Annotated in this window: 13 protein-coding genes; 9 read left to right on the top strand and 4 right to left on the bottom strand. The window is 71.5% G+C overall.

The genetic code is table 11. From position 1 onward, the window contains the following. Nucleotides 1-124: 124 nt before the first annotated feature. The 7 genes from cobA (at nt 125) to AK36_RS04295 (ending at nt 6,206) form a co-directional block, all read left to right on the top strand. Entirely contained in the window at nt 125-895 is a 771-nt protein-coding gene (gene cobA, locus AK36_RS04325; RefSeq protein WP_034195107.1) for a uroporphyrinogen-III C-methyltransferase, read from the top strand. Between the two features lie 178 nt (nt 896-1,073). Further along, nucleotides 1,074-1,667 (top strand): ANTAR domain-containing response regulator, encoded by a 594-nt coding sequence (locus AK36_RS04320; RefSeq protein ID WP_011882325.1) that lies wholly within the window; start codon nt 1,074-1,076, stop codon nt 1,665-1,667. A 5-nt stretch (nt 1,668-1,672) separates the two neighbouring features. After that, a complete protein-coding gene (locus AK36_RS04315; RefSeq protein WP_045578417.1) occupies nt 1,673-2,716 on the top strand; it encodes a CmpA/NrtA family ABC transporter substrate-binding protein in 1,044 nt (347 codons plus the stop codon). 112 nt (nt 2,717-2,828) lie between these two features. Further along, the gene (locus tag AK36_RS04310; RefSeq protein WP_045577937.1) at nt 2,829-3,434 is read left to right on the top strand and encodes a uracil-DNA glycosylase family protein; all 606 of its coding nucleotides are present in this window, start codon (nt 2,829-2,831) and stop codon (nt 3,432-3,434) included. Between the two features lie 61 nt (nt 3,435-3,495). After that, entirely contained in the window at nt 3,496-4,278 is a 783-nt protein-coding gene (locus AK36_RS04305; RefSeq protein WP_045578416.1) for a YkgJ family cysteine cluster protein, read from the top strand. 132 nt (nt 4,279-4,410) lie between these two features. Next, complete coding sequence (locus AK36_RS04300; protein ID WP_014724805.1) at nt 4,411-5,379, top strand: helix-turn-helix transcriptional regulator; 969 nt, start codon at nt 4,411-4,413, stop codon at nt 5,377-5,379. Nucleotides 5,380-5,507: 128 nt separating this feature from the next. Then, nucleotides 5,508-6,206 (top strand): fumarylacetoacetate hydrolase family protein, encoded by a 699-nt coding sequence (locus tag AK36_RS04295; RefSeq protein ID WP_011882330.1) that lies wholly within the window; start codon nt 5,508-5,510, stop codon nt 6,204-6,206. Nucleotides 6,207-6,332: 126 nt separating this feature from the next. On the opposite strand, the gene AK36_RS04290 is transcribed toward AK36_RS04295, so the two are convergent. The 3 genes from AK36_RS04290 to AK36_RS04280 all read right to left on the bottom strand — a co-directional run bounded on the left by AK36_RS04290 (nt 6,333) and on the right by AK36_RS04280 (nt 10,541). Beyond that, a complete protein-coding gene (locus AK36_RS04290) occupies nt 6,333-7,535 on the bottom strand; it encodes an MFS transporter (RefSeq protein WP_034195267.1) in 1,203 nt (400 codons plus the stop codon). 226 nt (nt 7,536-7,761) lie between these two features. After that, on the bottom strand, nt 7,762-9,390 hold the full coding sequence (locus AK36_RS04285; protein WP_045577936.1) for a trypsin-like peptidase domain-containing protein: 1,629 nt from the start codon (nt 9,388-9,390) through the stop codon (nt 7,762-7,764). 275 nt (nt 9,391-9,665) lie between these two features. Beyond that, nucleotides 9,666-10,541, bottom strand: a complete 876-nt coding sequence (locus tag AK36_RS04280; protein WP_045577935.1) for a LysR family transcriptional regulator — start codon at nt 10,539-10,541, stop codon at nt 9,666-9,668. Nucleotides 10,542-10,694: 153 nt separating this feature from the next. Between AK36_RS04280 and AK36_RS04275 the strand changes: the two genes are divergently transcribed. Beyond that, the gene (locus AK36_RS04275; RefSeq protein ID WP_045577934.1) at nt 10,695-11,948 is read left to right on the top strand and encodes an MFS transporter; all 1,254 of its coding nucleotides are present in this window, start codon (nt 10,695-10,697) and stop codon (nt 11,946-11,948) included. Between the two features lie 118 nt (nt 11,949-12,066). Here AK36_RS04275 and pdxR read toward each other — a convergent pair whose 3' ends face one another. Further along, nucleotides 12,067-13,593, bottom strand: coding sequence for a MocR-like pyridoxine biosynthesis transcription factor PdxR (gene pdxR / locus AK36_RS04270; RefSeq protein WP_041494280.1), 1,527 nt, complete (start codon nt 13,591-13,593; stop codon nt 12,067-12,069). Between the two features lie 168 nt (nt 13,594-13,761). On the opposite strand from pdxR, the gene AK36_RS04265 reads away from it, so the two are divergent. Beyond that, nucleotides 13,762-14,961: a GNAT family N-acetyltransferase gene (locus AK36_RS04265; RefSeq protein ID WP_045577933.1), complete on the top strand. Its 1,200-nt coding sequence runs from the start codon at nt 13,762-13,764 to the stop codon at nt 14,959-14,961. The last annotated feature ends 99 nt before the right edge of the window (nt 14,962-15,060 follow it).

Below are 15,060 nucleotides of genomic sequence, written 5' to 3'. Positions count from 1 at the left end.
GAACCGACGTGGACAACGGCGTCCAGCCCGTGCTCGGCACGGCGGGACGCCGTGGTCGCCTCGACCGCCCGCCGCCGCGAGCAACAACGCGTTATCGCCGCCGCATGCGGCACAGGAACACGACATGACGACTGGAAAAGTCACGCTGCTGGGCGCCGGGCCCGGCGACCCCGATCTGCTCACCCTGAAGGCCGCGAAGGCGCTGGCCGCCGCCGACGTGCTGCTGCTCGACGATCTCGTCGCGCCGGGCATCGTCGAGCTTGCGCCGCAGGCGCGCGTGATCCGCGTCGGCAAGCGCGGCGGCTGCCGCTCCACGCCGCAGGCGTTCATCGAGAAACTGATGCGTCGCTACGCGCTGCGCGGCGCGCACGTCGTGCGCGTGAAAGGCGGCGACGCACTGCTGTTCGGCCGCGCCGGCGAGGAGCTCGCGACGCTGCGCGCCGCCGCGATCCCGGTCGAGATCGTCAACGGCATCTCGTCGGGGTTCGCGGCCGCCGCGAGCCTCGGCATCTCGCTCACGCACCGCGAACATTGCCAGGGCGTCACGTTCGTCACCGCGCACCGCCAGGATCACGGCGAGCCCGACTGGGCCGCGCTGGCGGCCACCGGCACCACGCTCGCGATCTATATGGGCATGAGCCGCGTCGACAGCATCGCGACGGGCCTGCTCGCCGCGCTGCCCGCCGCGACGCCGGCCGCCGCCGTGCAATGGGCCGGCACGCCGCACGAACGCCGCTGGACCGGCACGCTCGGCGGCCTCGCGCGCGGCATCGACGACGCGCGGCTCGGCAGCCCGGCCGTGATCCTCGTGGGCGGCGCGATCGGTGCAGCGTGCGCGCAGCGCACCGACACCGATCCCGACACCGCAGCCGCACCGATGTCGTGGGCCGCGTGATGGGCTGCGCCGCGCGGCATCGTCCGCATCACCATTGCGCTCACGGCAGGCGCGCTCGCGCCGGCTGCCGGTGCGGCTTGCCCGACGCGCTCGACGCGTCCGCTGCGGCGAGTTCCGCGCGCACGTCGGCTGATCCATTCAACCGTTGCACCGAAGCCCGTCCGTCCCCGTTCGCGTCATGAGTTCGTCCGTTCCGCCCGCCCGCCTGCGCGTGCTGCTCGTCACCGATACCGACAAGCCGATCGGCGAGCTCGGCGACGCGCTCGCACGCCTCGGCTACGAGATGCTCAACGACGTCGCGACGCCGGCGCGCCTGCCTGCCGCCGTCGAAGAGCAGCGCCCCGACGTCGTGATCATCGATACCGATTCGCCGTCGCGCGACACGCTCGAGCAACTGGCCGTGATGCATGCGACCGCGCCGCGCCCCGTGCTGATGTTCAGCCACGACGCCGACCAGGCGCTGATTCATGCGGCCGTCGGCGCCGGCGTCAGCGCCTATCTGGTCGAAGGGCTGTCGGCCGAGCGCCTCGCGCCGATTCTCGAAGTCGCGCTCGCGCGCTTCTCCCACGACGATGCGCTGCGTCGCCGGCTCGCCGACGTCGAGCGCGAGCTGGCCGAACGCAAGCTGATCGATCGCGCGAAACGCCTGCTGATGGACAGGCGCAGCCTGTCCGAACACGATGCTTACGCGCAGCTGCGCAAGCGCGCGATGGATCAGGGGCTGCGCATCGTCGACGTCGCGCGGCAACTGCTCGACGCGCCTTCACAATGACCACCATGAACCCTCCGATTCCCGCCGCGCCCGAACGCGCGCATCTTCGTCTCGGTTTCGTCGCGTTGAGCGATGCGGCCCCGCTGATCGTCGCGCAGCGCCTGAATCTCGGCGCGCGCCACGGGCTGACGCTCGAGCTGCACCGCCAGCCGTCGTGGGCCGCCGTGCGCGACAAGCTGCTGAGCGGCGAACTCGACGCCGCGCACGCGCTGTACGGGCTCGTCTGCGGGCTGCAGCTCGGCATCGGCGGCCCGCAGGCCGACATGGCCGCGCTGATGGTGCTGAACCGCAACGGCCAGGCGATCACGTTCGCGCGCGGCCTCGCCGACGCCTACCGCGCCAGCGGCGACGTCCGCGCCGCGTTCGCGACGCTCGGCCGCAAGCCGCTGCTCGCGCAGACCTTCCCGACCGGCACGCACGCGATGTGGCTGAACCACTGGCTCGCGTCGCACGGCGTCGATCCGCTGCGCGACGTGCGCAGCGTCGTGATCCCGCCGCCCGAGATGGTCGCCGCGCTCGCGGGCGGCGAACTCGACGGCTTCTGCGCCGGCGAGCCGTGGCACGCGGTGGCCGAGGCCTGCGGCGCGGGCCGCACCGTCGCCGTCACCAGCGAGATCTGGCCCGATCATCCGGAGAAGGTGCTGGCGACGCGGCGCGATTTCGGCGCGCTGTATCCGGCGACCGCGCGCGCGCTGATCCGCACCGTCGTCGATGCGTGCGCGTGGCTCGACGACCCGGCGCACCGCCGCGACGCCGCCGACTGGCTCGCATCGCCCGACGCGCTCGGCGTGCCGGCCCGCCTGATCGCGCCGCGCCTGCTCGGCGACTACGGCGCCGGCCCGTTCGCGCAGCCGCCGCTGCCGATCCGCTTCCACGATGGCGGCGGCGTGAACCGGCCGGATCCGCAGGAGGCGCGGTGGTTCCTGTCGCAATACCGGCGCTGGGGCATGCTCGAGGGCACGCAGGACGACGCGCAGATCGCCGCGGCGATCGCGCAGACGGCGTTGTATGATGCTGCCGTCGCCGAAGACGGTACGGCCGGCCGCTGACTCCCTCCGCGGAGATGCGGCGGCGGCCGGCCCGCCGCCCAGCGCGATGCGCGGGCGCCCAATGCCCGTACCGCTGTACCCGTATCGCCACTCCGTCCCCGTTCCCGAATCGATGCCGAAACGAACGCGCACGTCGCTCGACGTGCTGCTCACCGAAATCCGCGCGTGCCGCGCATGCGAAGCCGAGCTGCCGCTCGGGCCGCGCCCGGTGCTGCGCGCCCATCGCGACGCGCGCGTGCTGATCGTCGGCCAGGCTCCCGGCGCGCGCGTCCATGCGAGCGGCATCCCGTGGGACGATGCGAGCGGCAAGCGGCTGCGCGACTGGCTCGGCGTCGATGCCGACACGTTCTACGACGCGACGCGCTTCGCGATCGTGCCGATGGGCTTCTGCTATCCCGGCCGCGGCGCGAGCGGCGACAACCCGCCGCGGCCGGAATGCGCGGCGCTGTGGCTCGACCGGCTGCTGGCCGAATTGCCGTCGATCCGGCTGACGCTGCTGATCGGCCAGTATGCGCAGCGGCATTTTCTGCGCGACGCGCGCAAGGCGACGCTGACCGACACCGTGCAAGCGTGGCGCGACTACGGGCCCGGTGTGCTGCCGCTGCCGCATCCGTCGCCGCGCAACCAGGGGTGGTTCAAGCATCATCCGTGGTTCGACGCCGAGGTCGTGCCCGAGCTGCGCCGGCGCGTTGCGCCGCTGCTGGCGCGCGACGCATGAACCGGGCCGCCGGCTGCGGCGCCATCCTTTCCCGCTTGAACGCGGCACCCGACACATGCGCATGAACGACACGCCAGCCGACCTCGATTTCGCGTGCACCGGCTGCGGCGGCTGCTGCCGCGACCTGCGCATTCCGTTGACGATCGACGAAGCGATCGCGTGGCTGCGCCGCGGCGGCCACGTCGAACTGCTGTGCGACGCGATGCCGTGGCTCGAGGAGCCCGAGGCCGGCAACGCGTTCGCCGCGTACAAGCGGGCGCGCTCGACGCCCGCCTCGAGCGGTGCGCTGCCGCTGCGCGTGACGGCCGTGCTCGTCGCATCGCATGCCGGGCCGTGCCCGAACCTGCGCGACGACCTCCGCTGCGGGATCTACGACGATCGGCCGCTCGTATGCCGCATCTACCCGGCCGAAGTCAACCCGTTCGTGCCGCTCGCGCCGCCCGGCAAGCAATGCCCGTCGGACGCATGGCAGCAGGCGCCGCTGCTCCGCGGCGGCACGCTCGTCGACGCGGCGACGGCCGAGCACGTCGCACGTTCGCGAACGGCGAGCGAGATCGAGACGCCGCTGCGGGCGCGGCTGTGCGAGATGCTCGCCATCGATACGGCGGCCGTCGCGAACGAGGGCTTCGCGGTTCATGCGCCGCCCGCGGATGCGCTGCTCGCCGCGCTGACGGCCGTGGGCGCTGCGCCGGCCGCCGACGACGCGCAAGCGGCGGCGTGGACGCTGACGTCGAATCGCACCGCCACGATCGACGCGCTCGCGGCGGTGGGCGCGGCGAGCCGCAGCGCCGCCGCGCTTGCCGGCCCGCGCGTGCGCTATCTCGGCTTCCATCCGGACGCATAGCCGATCCGGTGCAGCGAGGCGCGAAGCGTCGAGCCGCCCCGCGGAGCCGTCGCCCGGCGCCCGCCGATTCCGGCGGCGCCCGGTTCGCTGTACCATCGCGGCTCAACCGCGTCTCGACCAGCCGAATTCTTCATGCCCTCCTCCGCCCCGCCGCGCCTGTACGGGATGCCCGAACGCAGCGACCGGCTCGATTTCTACATCCGCGATCAGGCGTCGCGCCAGGCGATCACCGAACCGCACCGGCACACCTACTTCCAGATCCAGTTCAATCTCGGCGGCGACACCGAGCAGCGGATCGGCGGCGTCACGCGGCCGTTTCCGCGCGGCGCGCTCGCGTTCGTTCTGCCGCATCGCGAACACCTGATTCCGCATCCGGAAGGCGCTCACTTCATCGTGATCAACTTCAGCCAGGCGTTCCTGCGCACCGATCTCGACGTCGATCCGCTCGATCTCGAGGACGTGCCCGCGCACCGCGTCCCCGAACTGACGCCGTTTCGCTTCCAGGAGCATCTCGACTTCATCCTGACCGGCGACGCGTTCGACGAAGCACGCCGCCTCGCGCTGTGCATGCTCGACGCCGACCGGGTCCGCACCTTCGGGTCGACCACGCTGCTGCGCGGCTATCTGCTGCAGCTGATCGGGCTCGTCTGCACGCAGTACGCCGGCGCGCTCGACAAGCTCGCGCAGCGCGGCGCCCAGCGCGCGGGCCGGCGCGACGCGCTCGCACGCGTGCTGCGCCATGTGCGCGCCAACCTCACGCGCGAAGACCTGACGCTTGCGGCCACCGCCGAGGCCGCGTTCCTGTCGCCGAACTACCTCGCGCATCTGGTGCGCAAGGAGACCGGCAGCACCTTCACCGATCTAGTGACCGAGCGCCGGATCGCGCTCGCGCAATCGCTGCTCGCGCATACGAGCCGGCGCATCGCGGACATCGCCCGTGCAGTCGGCTTCCGCGACGAAGGGTATTTCGCGCGGCGCTTTCGCGCGCGCGTCGGCGTGTCGCCGAAGGCGTACCGCGACGCGAACGCCGCGCTGCCCGATGCAGTCGGCGCGGCCGATGCGGCCGATGCAACCGACGCGGCGCCGGCCGCGGACGCGTAGATTTGTCCGGTTAAAGCGCAGTTGCGTCGCATCGCGGCGCGCGGCGCTCCGGTATCGTTGCAGGCATGCCGGGCCGCCGCCGTCGGGTGGCGGCCGGTATCCGTCTTCCATTCGAACGAGGCCATCCGATGTCCGCATACGTCATCGACGCTCCCGAGCGTCCTTCCGTCGAAGTCGATCAATCGTCCGCGCGCTTTCCGGTACGCCGCGTGTTCTGCGTGGGCCGCAACTACGCCGACCACGCGCGGGAAATGGGCGCCGATCCCGACCGCGAACCGCCGTTCTTCTTCACGAAGCCGGCCGATGCGGTCGTGCCGGCCGCCGGCACCGTCCCGTATCCGCCGCTGACGAACGACCTCCATCACGAGATCGAGCTGGTCGTCGCGATCGGCAAGGACGGCCGCTCGATCGAGCCGGCCGACGCGCTGTCGCACGTGTGGGGTTACGGCGTCGGCGTCGACCTCACGCGTCGCGACCTGCAGGCCGAAGCCAAGAAGCTGGGCCGCCCGTGGGACTGGGCGAAGGGCTTCGACGCGTCGGGGCCGATGAGCCCGCTGCGCGCCGCGAGCGCGACCGGCCACCCGGCGAGCGGGCGGATCTGGCTCGCGGTGAACGGCGACACGCGTCAGCAAGGCGATCTCGCCGACATGATCTGGGCCGTGCCCGACGTGATCGCCTACGTGTCGCGCTCGGTCGCGTTGAAGGCCGGCGACCTGATCTTCACCGGCACGCCGGCCGGCGTGGGCGCGCTGCAGCCGGGCGATCGCGTGACGGGCGGGGTGGACGGCGTCGCGACGTTCGAGTTCGTGGTCGGCGCGAAGCCGTAACGGCTGTAGTGGCAATGCGCGGGCGCCGGCGGGAACGGCTGCGCGTCGCGTCGTTTGGCTCCGGTCGGCACGGCGCGCACATTGCGCCCGATCGGCGCGCCGGCCGCGCGCGGCGGCGCACATGACTCACGCGCGGGCATCGAAGGCCCGGATGCACATTGCCGCCGCCAACGCGATGAGCGTCGACAGCGACATCATCGCGAGCGGCGCATACGCCGCATTGCCGGTGGTCAGGACGGCGCCGGTCAACGACGCGAGCGCGGCGCCGCCGGCGATGGTCGCGGCGCCGGCCAGCCCCGATGCGCTGCCCGCCAGATCCGGCCGTACCGCCATCGCGCCCGCGTGCGCCGCCGGATTCGACAGCCCGTTTCCGACGCCGATCAAGACGCACGGGCCGAACCATGCAAGCGGATGCGTCACGCCGCCGAGCAACAATGCAAGCGCGATCGCCGGCCCCATGCAGGCGACCGCGCGCCCGCACAGGATCGTCGTCGCAAGCGCATGCCGGTGTGCGCGTCGCGCAGCGACGAAGCTGCCGCATATGAAGCCGGCCGTGACCACACCCATGCACAAGCCGATTTGCACGGGCGGGATACCGAACACCACTTTGGCGGCGAGCGGCGCACCGGCCAGGAACGCATAGAACGCGCCGGTGGAAAACGCCATGCAAAGCGCATAGGCCCAGAACCGACGCGCGCGCAGCAGTGCCGGATACGCGCGCAGCTGTTGCGCGAGCGTCCGGACGTGGGGCGAATGCGTCTCGACGAGATCGGCCGCACACCAGCCGAGCAGCGCAATGCCGGCTGCGGCGAGCAGCCCGAAGCTCGCGCGCCAGCCGACGGTCTGATCGAGCACGCCGCCCAGCGTCGGCCCGATCATCGGCGCGAACGCCGCCGCCATCGCCGCATAGCCGATCCGCCCGGCCGCATGCTCGCCCCCGCCGGTGTCGCGAATCGTCGCCATCGACACCGGGTAGACGGACGTAATCGCGGCCTGCAGCAGACGGCAAGCGAGAAACACGCGAATGTCGGTTGCGAGCGCACAACCGAGCGAGCCGAACGTGAACGCCCCTACGCTCAGCAGCACGATGGGCCGGCGCCCGAACCGGTCGGACAGCGGCCCCATGACGAACTCCAGCGCTGCGGCGACGGCCGCGTAGCCGGCGACGGAAAGGGCGACCAGCGCGTAGTCGGCGCGCAGTTCGCGCGCGATCGCGGGCAACGACGGCAGAAACAAGCTCAACGGCAGCACCGAGAGCACGCACAGCGCGATCAACGTCGCATATCGCGGCGCCGCGGCGGCCGAAGCGTTCGACAGGTCTGGTTGCAAGTGGATGCCCTCCCGCACATGCGCCGTGCGGCCGTGCGCGATGCAAAAAAAGCCCCCGAGCAAGTCGGGGGCGCATGGGTGCCGGCGCGATGCCGCTACCGGACCCTGCGCCTGTGTACTACTACGAAAAAGATTGCCGCGTTCATTCCGTATGGCTCCGAATGCCCGAATCGCGGGCAGCGATGTCGAACGATGTTAGTTGCTCGACCGCTTGGCGGTCAACGCACTACCGCGCCCGCACCGACACGAATCTGCGCGCGTTGTCGCGCTGGATCAGCACCGCGATCGCGTTGCCGCCGTGCGCTTCCAGCGCCGGCACGTCTTCCGGCGTTTCGAGCAACGTATCGTTGAGTTCGAGCACCACGTCGCCGGGCCGGATGCCGGCGCGCGCAGCCGGCCCGTGCACCGCATCCACCATCATTCCGACGGCGAGCCCGGTCGATCGGCGTTCCGCGTCGCTCAGCGGATGCATCGTCAGTCCGAGCCGATCGCCGCCGTCGGCCGGCCGCGCGGCGGCCACCGTCAGCGCCGTCGCACCGGCGGCGCCGACCGGCCCCGTAGCACCTGGCACGCCTGCCGACGCCGCGTCGTCGATCGCGTCGTCGGCGCCCGTGGCCGCGCCCGTGACCACCAGCGTCTTCGGCACGCGATTGCGGATCGCCCGCAGCGTCGCCTTCCCGCCCGCCGGCAACGCCGCGGCCAGATCGTTCAACTCCGCCGCGCGGCCGATCGGCCGGTCGCCGAACTTCACGATCACGTCGCCCGGCTTCACGCCGGCCAACGCGGCCGGTGAGCCGGGATCGACGGTGTTCACGAGCGCGCCCGCCGCGCGCGGCAACCCGAACGCGGCCGCGAGTCCGACGCCGACATCCTGCACGTCCACACCCAGTGCATTAGCCGATCCATTAGCCGACCCATTGCCCGCCCCATCCCCCGACGCCGCGCGCTGCGCCTGCGCATTGCTGCGCATCTGCGCCTGTACTTGCGCGCGCACCTTCACGGCGAGCGCGATCGGAATCGCGAACGTCGTGCTCGCGTAGCGATCGGCGTCCGTGTAGACCTGCATCGCGATCCCGATCACGTCGCCCGCGCGGTTGAACACCGGGCCGCCGGAGTTGTCGTGGTTCACCGCGATGTCGGTCTGGAAGAACGGAAACGCGCCGCCGTCCGGCAACAGATGCGACGTCGCGCTGACGATGCCGGCCGTGACCGTATTGCCCGCGCCGTCCGGCGCGCCGATCGTCATCACCGGTTCGCCGGCGCGCACCCGCGACGAGTCGCCGAGACGCACGACCGGCAGCTTCGTCGCGTCGACGTGCAGCACCGCGACGTCGCTCTGCGGATCGACGGCCAGCACCGTGCCCTTGAGCATCCGGCGATCGGCCAGCCGCACCGTCACGTCGGTCGCATCGGCCACCACGTGCGCGGACGTCAGGATCAGCCCGTCGGCGCTCACGATGAAACCCGACCCGCTGCCGGCGATCGCGCGCGGCAACGCATCGGAAGGCTGCGCCGGCGTCTGCGCGCGTGGCGCGGCCGGCGGCGGCGCTGCGCGGCGAAAGAATGCGGCGAGCGGATCGTCGGGATCGAGTTCCATGAACGACGGGCCGCCGGATTGCGGCTCCGCCGCGGCCGTCGAGACGGTCACGACGGCCGGCCCGTAGCGATCGACGATCGCGGGGAAATCGACCGGCATCGAATACGGCGGCGCGGCCGTCCTGACCTTCATGCCGGGCGGCGTGCGCGGCGCCGCGACGGTCCCGGCAACGAGCGGCGACGGCGCGCACGACCACGCGAATACGGCGCCGATCAACGCGCCGTGAAGCACGGCGCGAGCAAGCGTCTGGCGAACCACGGTGCACCTCCCCCGGGCGATCGCGGCGCGGACCCGCGCGGCACGCGCGTACGCCCGACAAGCACCGGTACACGTCTCCATTTATAGTCCACGCCGCGTCGCGGACCTACGCATCGAAACCCGGATGCGGGCGGCGCGCGCCGCGCCGCAACCGCGACGGCATTCGTTCCGGACAAACTCGCCTGTTCGTCAATCGGCATATTCACTGCACGGTGCACGGCGTGCAGGCAGCCGCGAGTCGATGCCAATTCTGCCAACGCGTCGCGGCACGCCGGCTACCACGCCAACGCGAGAAAGTTGCGCACCACCGGCGACTGCGCGTCGCGTCGCGAGGCGATCGCGAGCCGCGCGCGCAGGCCGTCGTCGGCCACCGGCCGATAGACGACGCCCGCGACCTGCACCTGCGTGATCGCCATCGGCACGATCGACACGCCGAGTCCGGCCGCGACGAGCGTCACCGCCGACGCGATCTGCGGTGCGGGCTGCGCCATGCGCGGCTGGAAGCCGGCGGCATTGCAGGCGGCGACGATGTCGTCGAACAGCGCGCTGCCCGCTTCGCGCGGCACCTGCACGAACGCCTCGTCGGCGAGTTCGGCAAGCTCGATCCGACGGCGCCGCGCGAGCCGATGCGCGACCGGCAGCGCGACGAACATCGGCTCCTCGTCCCAGTCCGCGGCGTGCAGCGTATCGGCGATGCGGCGCTCCGGACGCACGATCCCGACGTCGAGCCGGCCAGCTTCGAGCGCGTCGAACAGCACGCCGGAGGTCGCCTCCAGCAGCGTCAGCTCGGTATCCGGAAACGCCTCGCGAAAGCGGCGGATCAGGTCGGCGACTTTCGAATTGAACGCCGCCGTCCCGGTGAAGCCGACGCGCAGCTGCCCGATTTCGCCGCGTGCCGCCCGCTTCGCCGCACGGGCAGCACGCTCGGCGTCGTCGAGCACGCGCCGCGCCTCTTCCGCGAACACCTCGCCGGCAACGGTGAGTTCGGCGCCGCGCGCGGTTCGCTTGAACAGCTCGACGCCGAGTTCGTCCTCGAGCGCCCTGATCTGCTGGCTCAGCGGCGGCTGGCCGATGCCCAGCGCCTGCGCGGCCTTCGTGAAGTTCGACGCGGCGGCGACGGCCAGAAAGTAGCGGAGATGCCTGAGTTCCATGCGCAATGCGATCGACGGTGGACGGGAACATGCAGCCGCAACGAGCGGCCGCAGCCAGATGCAAAACATATCGCTACGGTTTCTTTCATATATTGGACATATGTTTGACCATGCGCAAGAATGGCCGCCTCCCCAGCCCATTCAGTGCATCTCATGCCTTCTTCTACGAACCCGCCTGCGGCGGCGCGCGGCGCGACCACCGCGCCCGATGTGCTGCCTGCCGGCGTGTCGCCGCGCTCGGCCGCCTACCTGCGCATCGCGCTGGCGCTCTTTCTGGCCGGCTTTGCGACGTTCTCGCTGCTCTACTGCGTGCAGCCGCTGCTGCCCGCGTTCGTGCGCGAATTCCATGTCGGCGCGGCGTCGAGTTCGCTGTCGCTGTCGCTGTCGACCGGCATGCTGGCCGTGTCGATCCTGTGCGCCGGCGCGCTGTCGGAGCGCGTCGGCCGGCGCGGGCCGATGTTCGCGTCGATGACGCTCGCCGCGCTGTTCAACCTGCTGGCGGCCGTTGCGCCGAGCTGGCACCTGCTGCTGGTGTGGCGCGCACTCGAAGGCTTCGCGCTCGGCGGCGTGCCGGCCGTCGCGATGGCGTATCTCGCCGAGGAGATCGCGCCCGAAGGGCTCGGTCTGTCGATGGGGCTGTACGTCGGCGGCACCGCGTTCGGCGGCATGATCGGCCGGATCGGGATGAGCGCGCTCGAAGAGTACTTTTCGTGGCGCACCGCGATGCTGACGATCGGCGTCGTCGATCTCGCCGCCGCCATCGCGTTCGTCGTGCTGCTGCCGCCGTCGCGCCGCTTCGTGAAACGCACCGACCTGAAGCTGCGGCATCACCTGCAGCTATGGAGCGCGCAACTGCGTCATCCACGCCTGCCGTTCGTGTTCGCGATCGGCTTCCTGGTGATGGGCGCGTTCGTGACCGTGTACAACTACGTCGGCTTCCGGCTGATCGCGCCGCCGTTCGACCTGAGCGCAACCGCGTGCGGGCTGATCTTCACGGCGTATCTGTTCGGGATGGTGTCGTCGTCGAGCGCGGGCGCGCTCGCCGATCGCGTCGGGCGTGCGCCCGTTCTCGTCAGCGGCATTCTCGTCTTCGCAGCGGGCCTCGCGCTGACGCTGTCGCCGTCGCTCGTGGCGATCATCGTCGGGATCGTGCTCATCACGATCGGCTTCTTCGTCGCGCATGCGGTCGCGAGCGGCTGGGTCGGGCATCTCGCCGGGGCGTCGAAGGGGCATGCGGCGTCGCTGTACCTGCTCGCCTATTACGTCGGATCGAGCGTGCTCGGCTCGGTCGGCGGCACGTTCTGGCAACACGGCGCGTGGGGCGCGGTCGTCGCGTATGTGGCGGTTCTGCTGCTGTTGGGCCTGGCCGCCGCGCGCCGGATCGTGCGCGCGGAACCGGCGCGCTGAGTGTCGGGCGCTGTCGAAACGCACGGGTCCGCTGCAGCGTGCGCACGACATGCCGGCGCTGCGCGGCGCATCGCACGTCTTGTAGGCGGCAACGGCCGATAGCCTCGGCACCATACGCTCACCGAGCGCCGGCTCCCCGCTCATCGTCTGCATACGCAACCGGCTCGCTGCGCGGCGCTTGCGCGATACGCTGCGCGATCGTCGACAACGTCTGCAGCATCGGTGCGAACGCATCGGCCGACGTATTGCCGAAGCCGAGCACGAGCCCGTTGTCGGCCGGCGCCGTAGCGATCGAAAAACCCGACAGCGGAAACGGCCCGATCCCGTGCTCGCGCGCCGCCGCGACGATCGCGCGGTCGGGATAGCGCGCCGGCAGCCGCAGCGTCAGATGCAATCCGCACGGGCCGCCCTCGACCTCGTGCGGCACGCTGAACGCGTCGCCGAGCGCGGCGAGCAGCAGCCGGCGCCGATCGCGATACAGCCGGCGCATCCGTCCGAGATGCCGTCCGTATTCGCCGGTCTCGATGAAGTCGGCCAGCGCGAGCTGCACGTGGCGCGTGCCGCCGCGCAGCATTTCGGGCAGCACGGCGCGCACGGCTGCGAGCAACGCGTCGGGCAGCACGAGGAAGCCGATCCGCAGCGCCGGGAACATCGTCTTGCTGAACGAGCCGAGATAGACGACCGGCGAATCGGCCGCGAGCCCGTGCAACGCGCCTATCGGCTCGCCGGTATGGCGAAACTCGCTGTCGTAATCGTCCTCGATGATCCACGCGCGATGCCGGCGTGCCGCCTCGAGCAGCGCGAGGCGGCGCGAGATCGACAGTACCGCGCCGGTCGGGAACTGGTTCGACGGCGTCGTGTAGACGAGCCGCGGCGTGCGTTCGGCCCAGTCGGCATCGTCCGCGCGCAACCCCTCCGCGTCGACCGGCATCGGCACGACATCGAGATCCGCCGCCTGCATCGCGCTGCGCGCGCCGCGATAGCCGGGCTCCTCGACCCACACCGTATCGCCGGGATTCGTCAGCAGTTGCGCGCACAACGCGATCGCGCCCTGCGCGCCCTCGGTGATCACGATCTGCTCGGGAGCGCAGCGCACGCCGCGCGTCACGGCCAGGTGTCGCGCGATCGATTCGCGCAGCGTGCGCTCGCCGAGCGGATCGCCGTACGCCAGCAGCTCGTGACCGGTGCGGCGCAGCGCGCGGTCGATCGCATGCCGCCATGCGTCCACCGGAAAGTGCGACAACGCGGGCACGCCCGGCCGGAAAAATTCGGACTCGCCGCTGCCGATCAGGCTCGGGCGGATCCGGCCGAGCCGCTGCGCGACGGCCGGCGGCGCCGCGGGCCGGCGCGGCGCGGCCGGCCGCGACAGGCCGACCACCCGCGTGCCGCGCCGATCCGACTGCAGGAAGCCCTCGGCGACGAGCTGCTCGTACACGGCCGCCGTCGTGTTGCGCGACACGCCGAGCGTATCGGCCAGCGCGCGCGTGCCGGGCAGCCGCGTGCCGGCCGGCATCGCGCCGCCGAGAATCGCATCGCGCACGCGGCGCAGCAGCTGGCGCTGCAACGACGGCGCGCCGGCCGTGCGGGCGAGCGGCGCGTCGAGCGGCAACGCGGGCGCGTCGTGGGAAGGAATGTCGGTCGTCATCGAATCTCGCGGCATCGGGGTATCGCGGTGCGCACCACGCGAGGCGGCACGCGTGGCACCATAAATTTGCATGAGTCTGGCGCTTTTCATGGTACCTCGGCGCGACTACGATCGTCTGCATGCCGGCAAGCCGCCGGCCGCCAACCGCCAACCGACGCGAGATCGATCTTGTCCACGCCCACCAACGATTTGCAGCAACCCATCGGCCGTCCCGTTCCCGACTGGTCCGCGCGCCCGCGCCCGGAGCGCATCGTGCTCGAAGGCCGCTACTGCCGGCTCGAACCGCTCGATGCCGAGCGCCATGCCGCCGAGCTGTACGCCGCGTATGCACAAGCGCCCGACGCCGGCGACTGGACCTATCTCGCACACGGGCCGTACGCCGACGCGTCGAGCTTCCGCGACTACCTGCGCGGCGCGGCGGCGAGCGCCGATCCGCTGCACTACACGGTGATCGACCGCGCGACGAACCGCGCGGTCGGCACGCTCGCGCTGATGCGCATCGATCCGGCCAACGGCGTGATCGAGGTCGGCTCGGTCACGTTCTCGCCGCTGCTCAAGCGCACGCCGGTATCGACCGACGCGCAATACCTGCTGATGAAGTACGCGTTCGACACGCTCGGCTACCGCCGCTACGAATGGAAGTGCGACGCGCTCAACGCGCCGTCGCGCAAGGCCGCGGCACGGCTCGGCTTCCGCTACGAAGGCACGTTCCGGCAGGCGATCGTCTACAAGGGCCGCAATCGCGACACCACATGGTTCTCGATCGTCGACGGCGAGTGGCCCGACGTGCGCGCCGCGTTCGAAGCGTGGCTCGCGCCCGCGAACTTCGACGCCGACGGCGTGCAGCGCGAATCGCTCGTCGCGATCCGCGAGCGGCAAGCCCGTGCGCGCGACGCGGCCGAGCGCGGGAGCCGCGCGACGCACGTCACGGTGCGCCCGCTCGCCGCCGCCGACGAAGCCGCGTGGCGGCCGCTGTGGGACGGCTATCGACAGTTCTACCGGTCGCCGGCGAGCGACGCGGTGACCGCGACGACGTGGGCGCGGCTGCTGGACCCGGCCGAACCGATGTTCGTCCTCGGCGCGTTCGACGCGGCGGGCAAGCTGGTCGGCATCGTGCACGCGATCTACCACCGCTCGTGCTGGACCGACGGGCCGTACTGCTATCTGCAGGATCTGTTCACGGCGGCCGACGCGCGCGGGCAAGGCGCGGGCAGCGCGCTGATCGAGGCCGTGTACGAGCGGGCCCGCGAAGCCGGCGCGAGCCGCGTGTACTGGCTCACGCACGAAACCAACACCACGGCGCGCGCGCTGTACGACAAGCTCGCGCACGACGCGGGATTCATCCAGTACCGGAAGGATCTCGGCTGACGGTGCGGCGCAGCCGCGACGTGGATCACGCTGCGGCTGTGCGATGGGGCGGAGCGTTTTGGCCGCTGGCGGCGGTGATCGCCGGCTGGCGCTTGGTAT

The organism is Burkholderia vietnamiensis LMG 10929 (assembly GCF_000959445.1).
In the GTDB taxonomy this organism is placed as follows: Bacteria; Pseudomonadota; Gammaproteobacteria; order Burkholderiales; family Burkholderiaceae; genus Burkholderia; species Burkholderia vietnamiensis.
The sequence above is the reverse complement of the archived record's forward strand: the minus strand, read 5'-3'. Positions and strand labels throughout refer to the sequence as shown.

Excerpts from the sequence above, each read along its gene's own strand:
- cobA (WP_034195107.1), top strand. The coding sequence starts at position 125 with ATGACGACTGGAAAAGTCACGCTGCTGGGCGCCGGGCCCGGCGACCCC.
- AK36_RS04320 (WP_011882325.1), top strand. The coding sequence starts at position 1,074 with ATGAGTTCGTCCGTTCCGCCCGCCCGCCTGCGCGTGCTGCTCGTCACC.
- pdxR (WP_041494280.1), bottom strand. The coding sequence starts at position 13,593 with ATGACGACCGACATTCCTTCCCACGACGCGCCCGCGTTGCCGCTCGAC.
- AK36_RS04305 (WP_045578416.1), top strand. The coding sequence starts at position 3,496 with ATGAACGACACGCCAGCCGACCTCGATTTCGCGTGCACCGGCTGCGGC.
- AK36_RS04310 (WP_045577937.1), top strand. The coding sequence starts at position 2,829 with ATGCCGAAACGAACGCGCACGTCGCTCGACGTGCTGCTCACCGAAATC.
- AK36_RS04315 (WP_045578417.1), top strand. The coding sequence starts at position 1,673 with ATGAACCCTCCGATTCCCGCCGCGCCCGAACGCGCGCATCTTCGTCTC.
- AK36_RS04275 (WP_045577934.1), top strand. The coding sequence starts at position 10,695 with ATGCCTTCTTCTACGAACCCGCCTGCGGCGGCGCGCGGCGCGACCACC.
- AK36_RS04280 (WP_045577935.1), bottom strand. The coding sequence starts at position 10,541 with ATGGAACTCAGGCATCTCCGCTACTTTCTGGCCGTCGCCGCCGCGTCG.
- AK36_RS04295 (WP_011882330.1), top strand. The coding sequence starts at position 5,508 with ATGTCCGCATACGTCATCGACGCTCCCGAGCGTCCTTCCGTCGAAGTC.
- AK36_RS04300 (WP_014724805.1), top strand. The coding sequence starts at position 4,411 with ATGCCCTCCTCCGCCCCGCCGCGCCTGTACGGGATGCCCGAACGCAGC.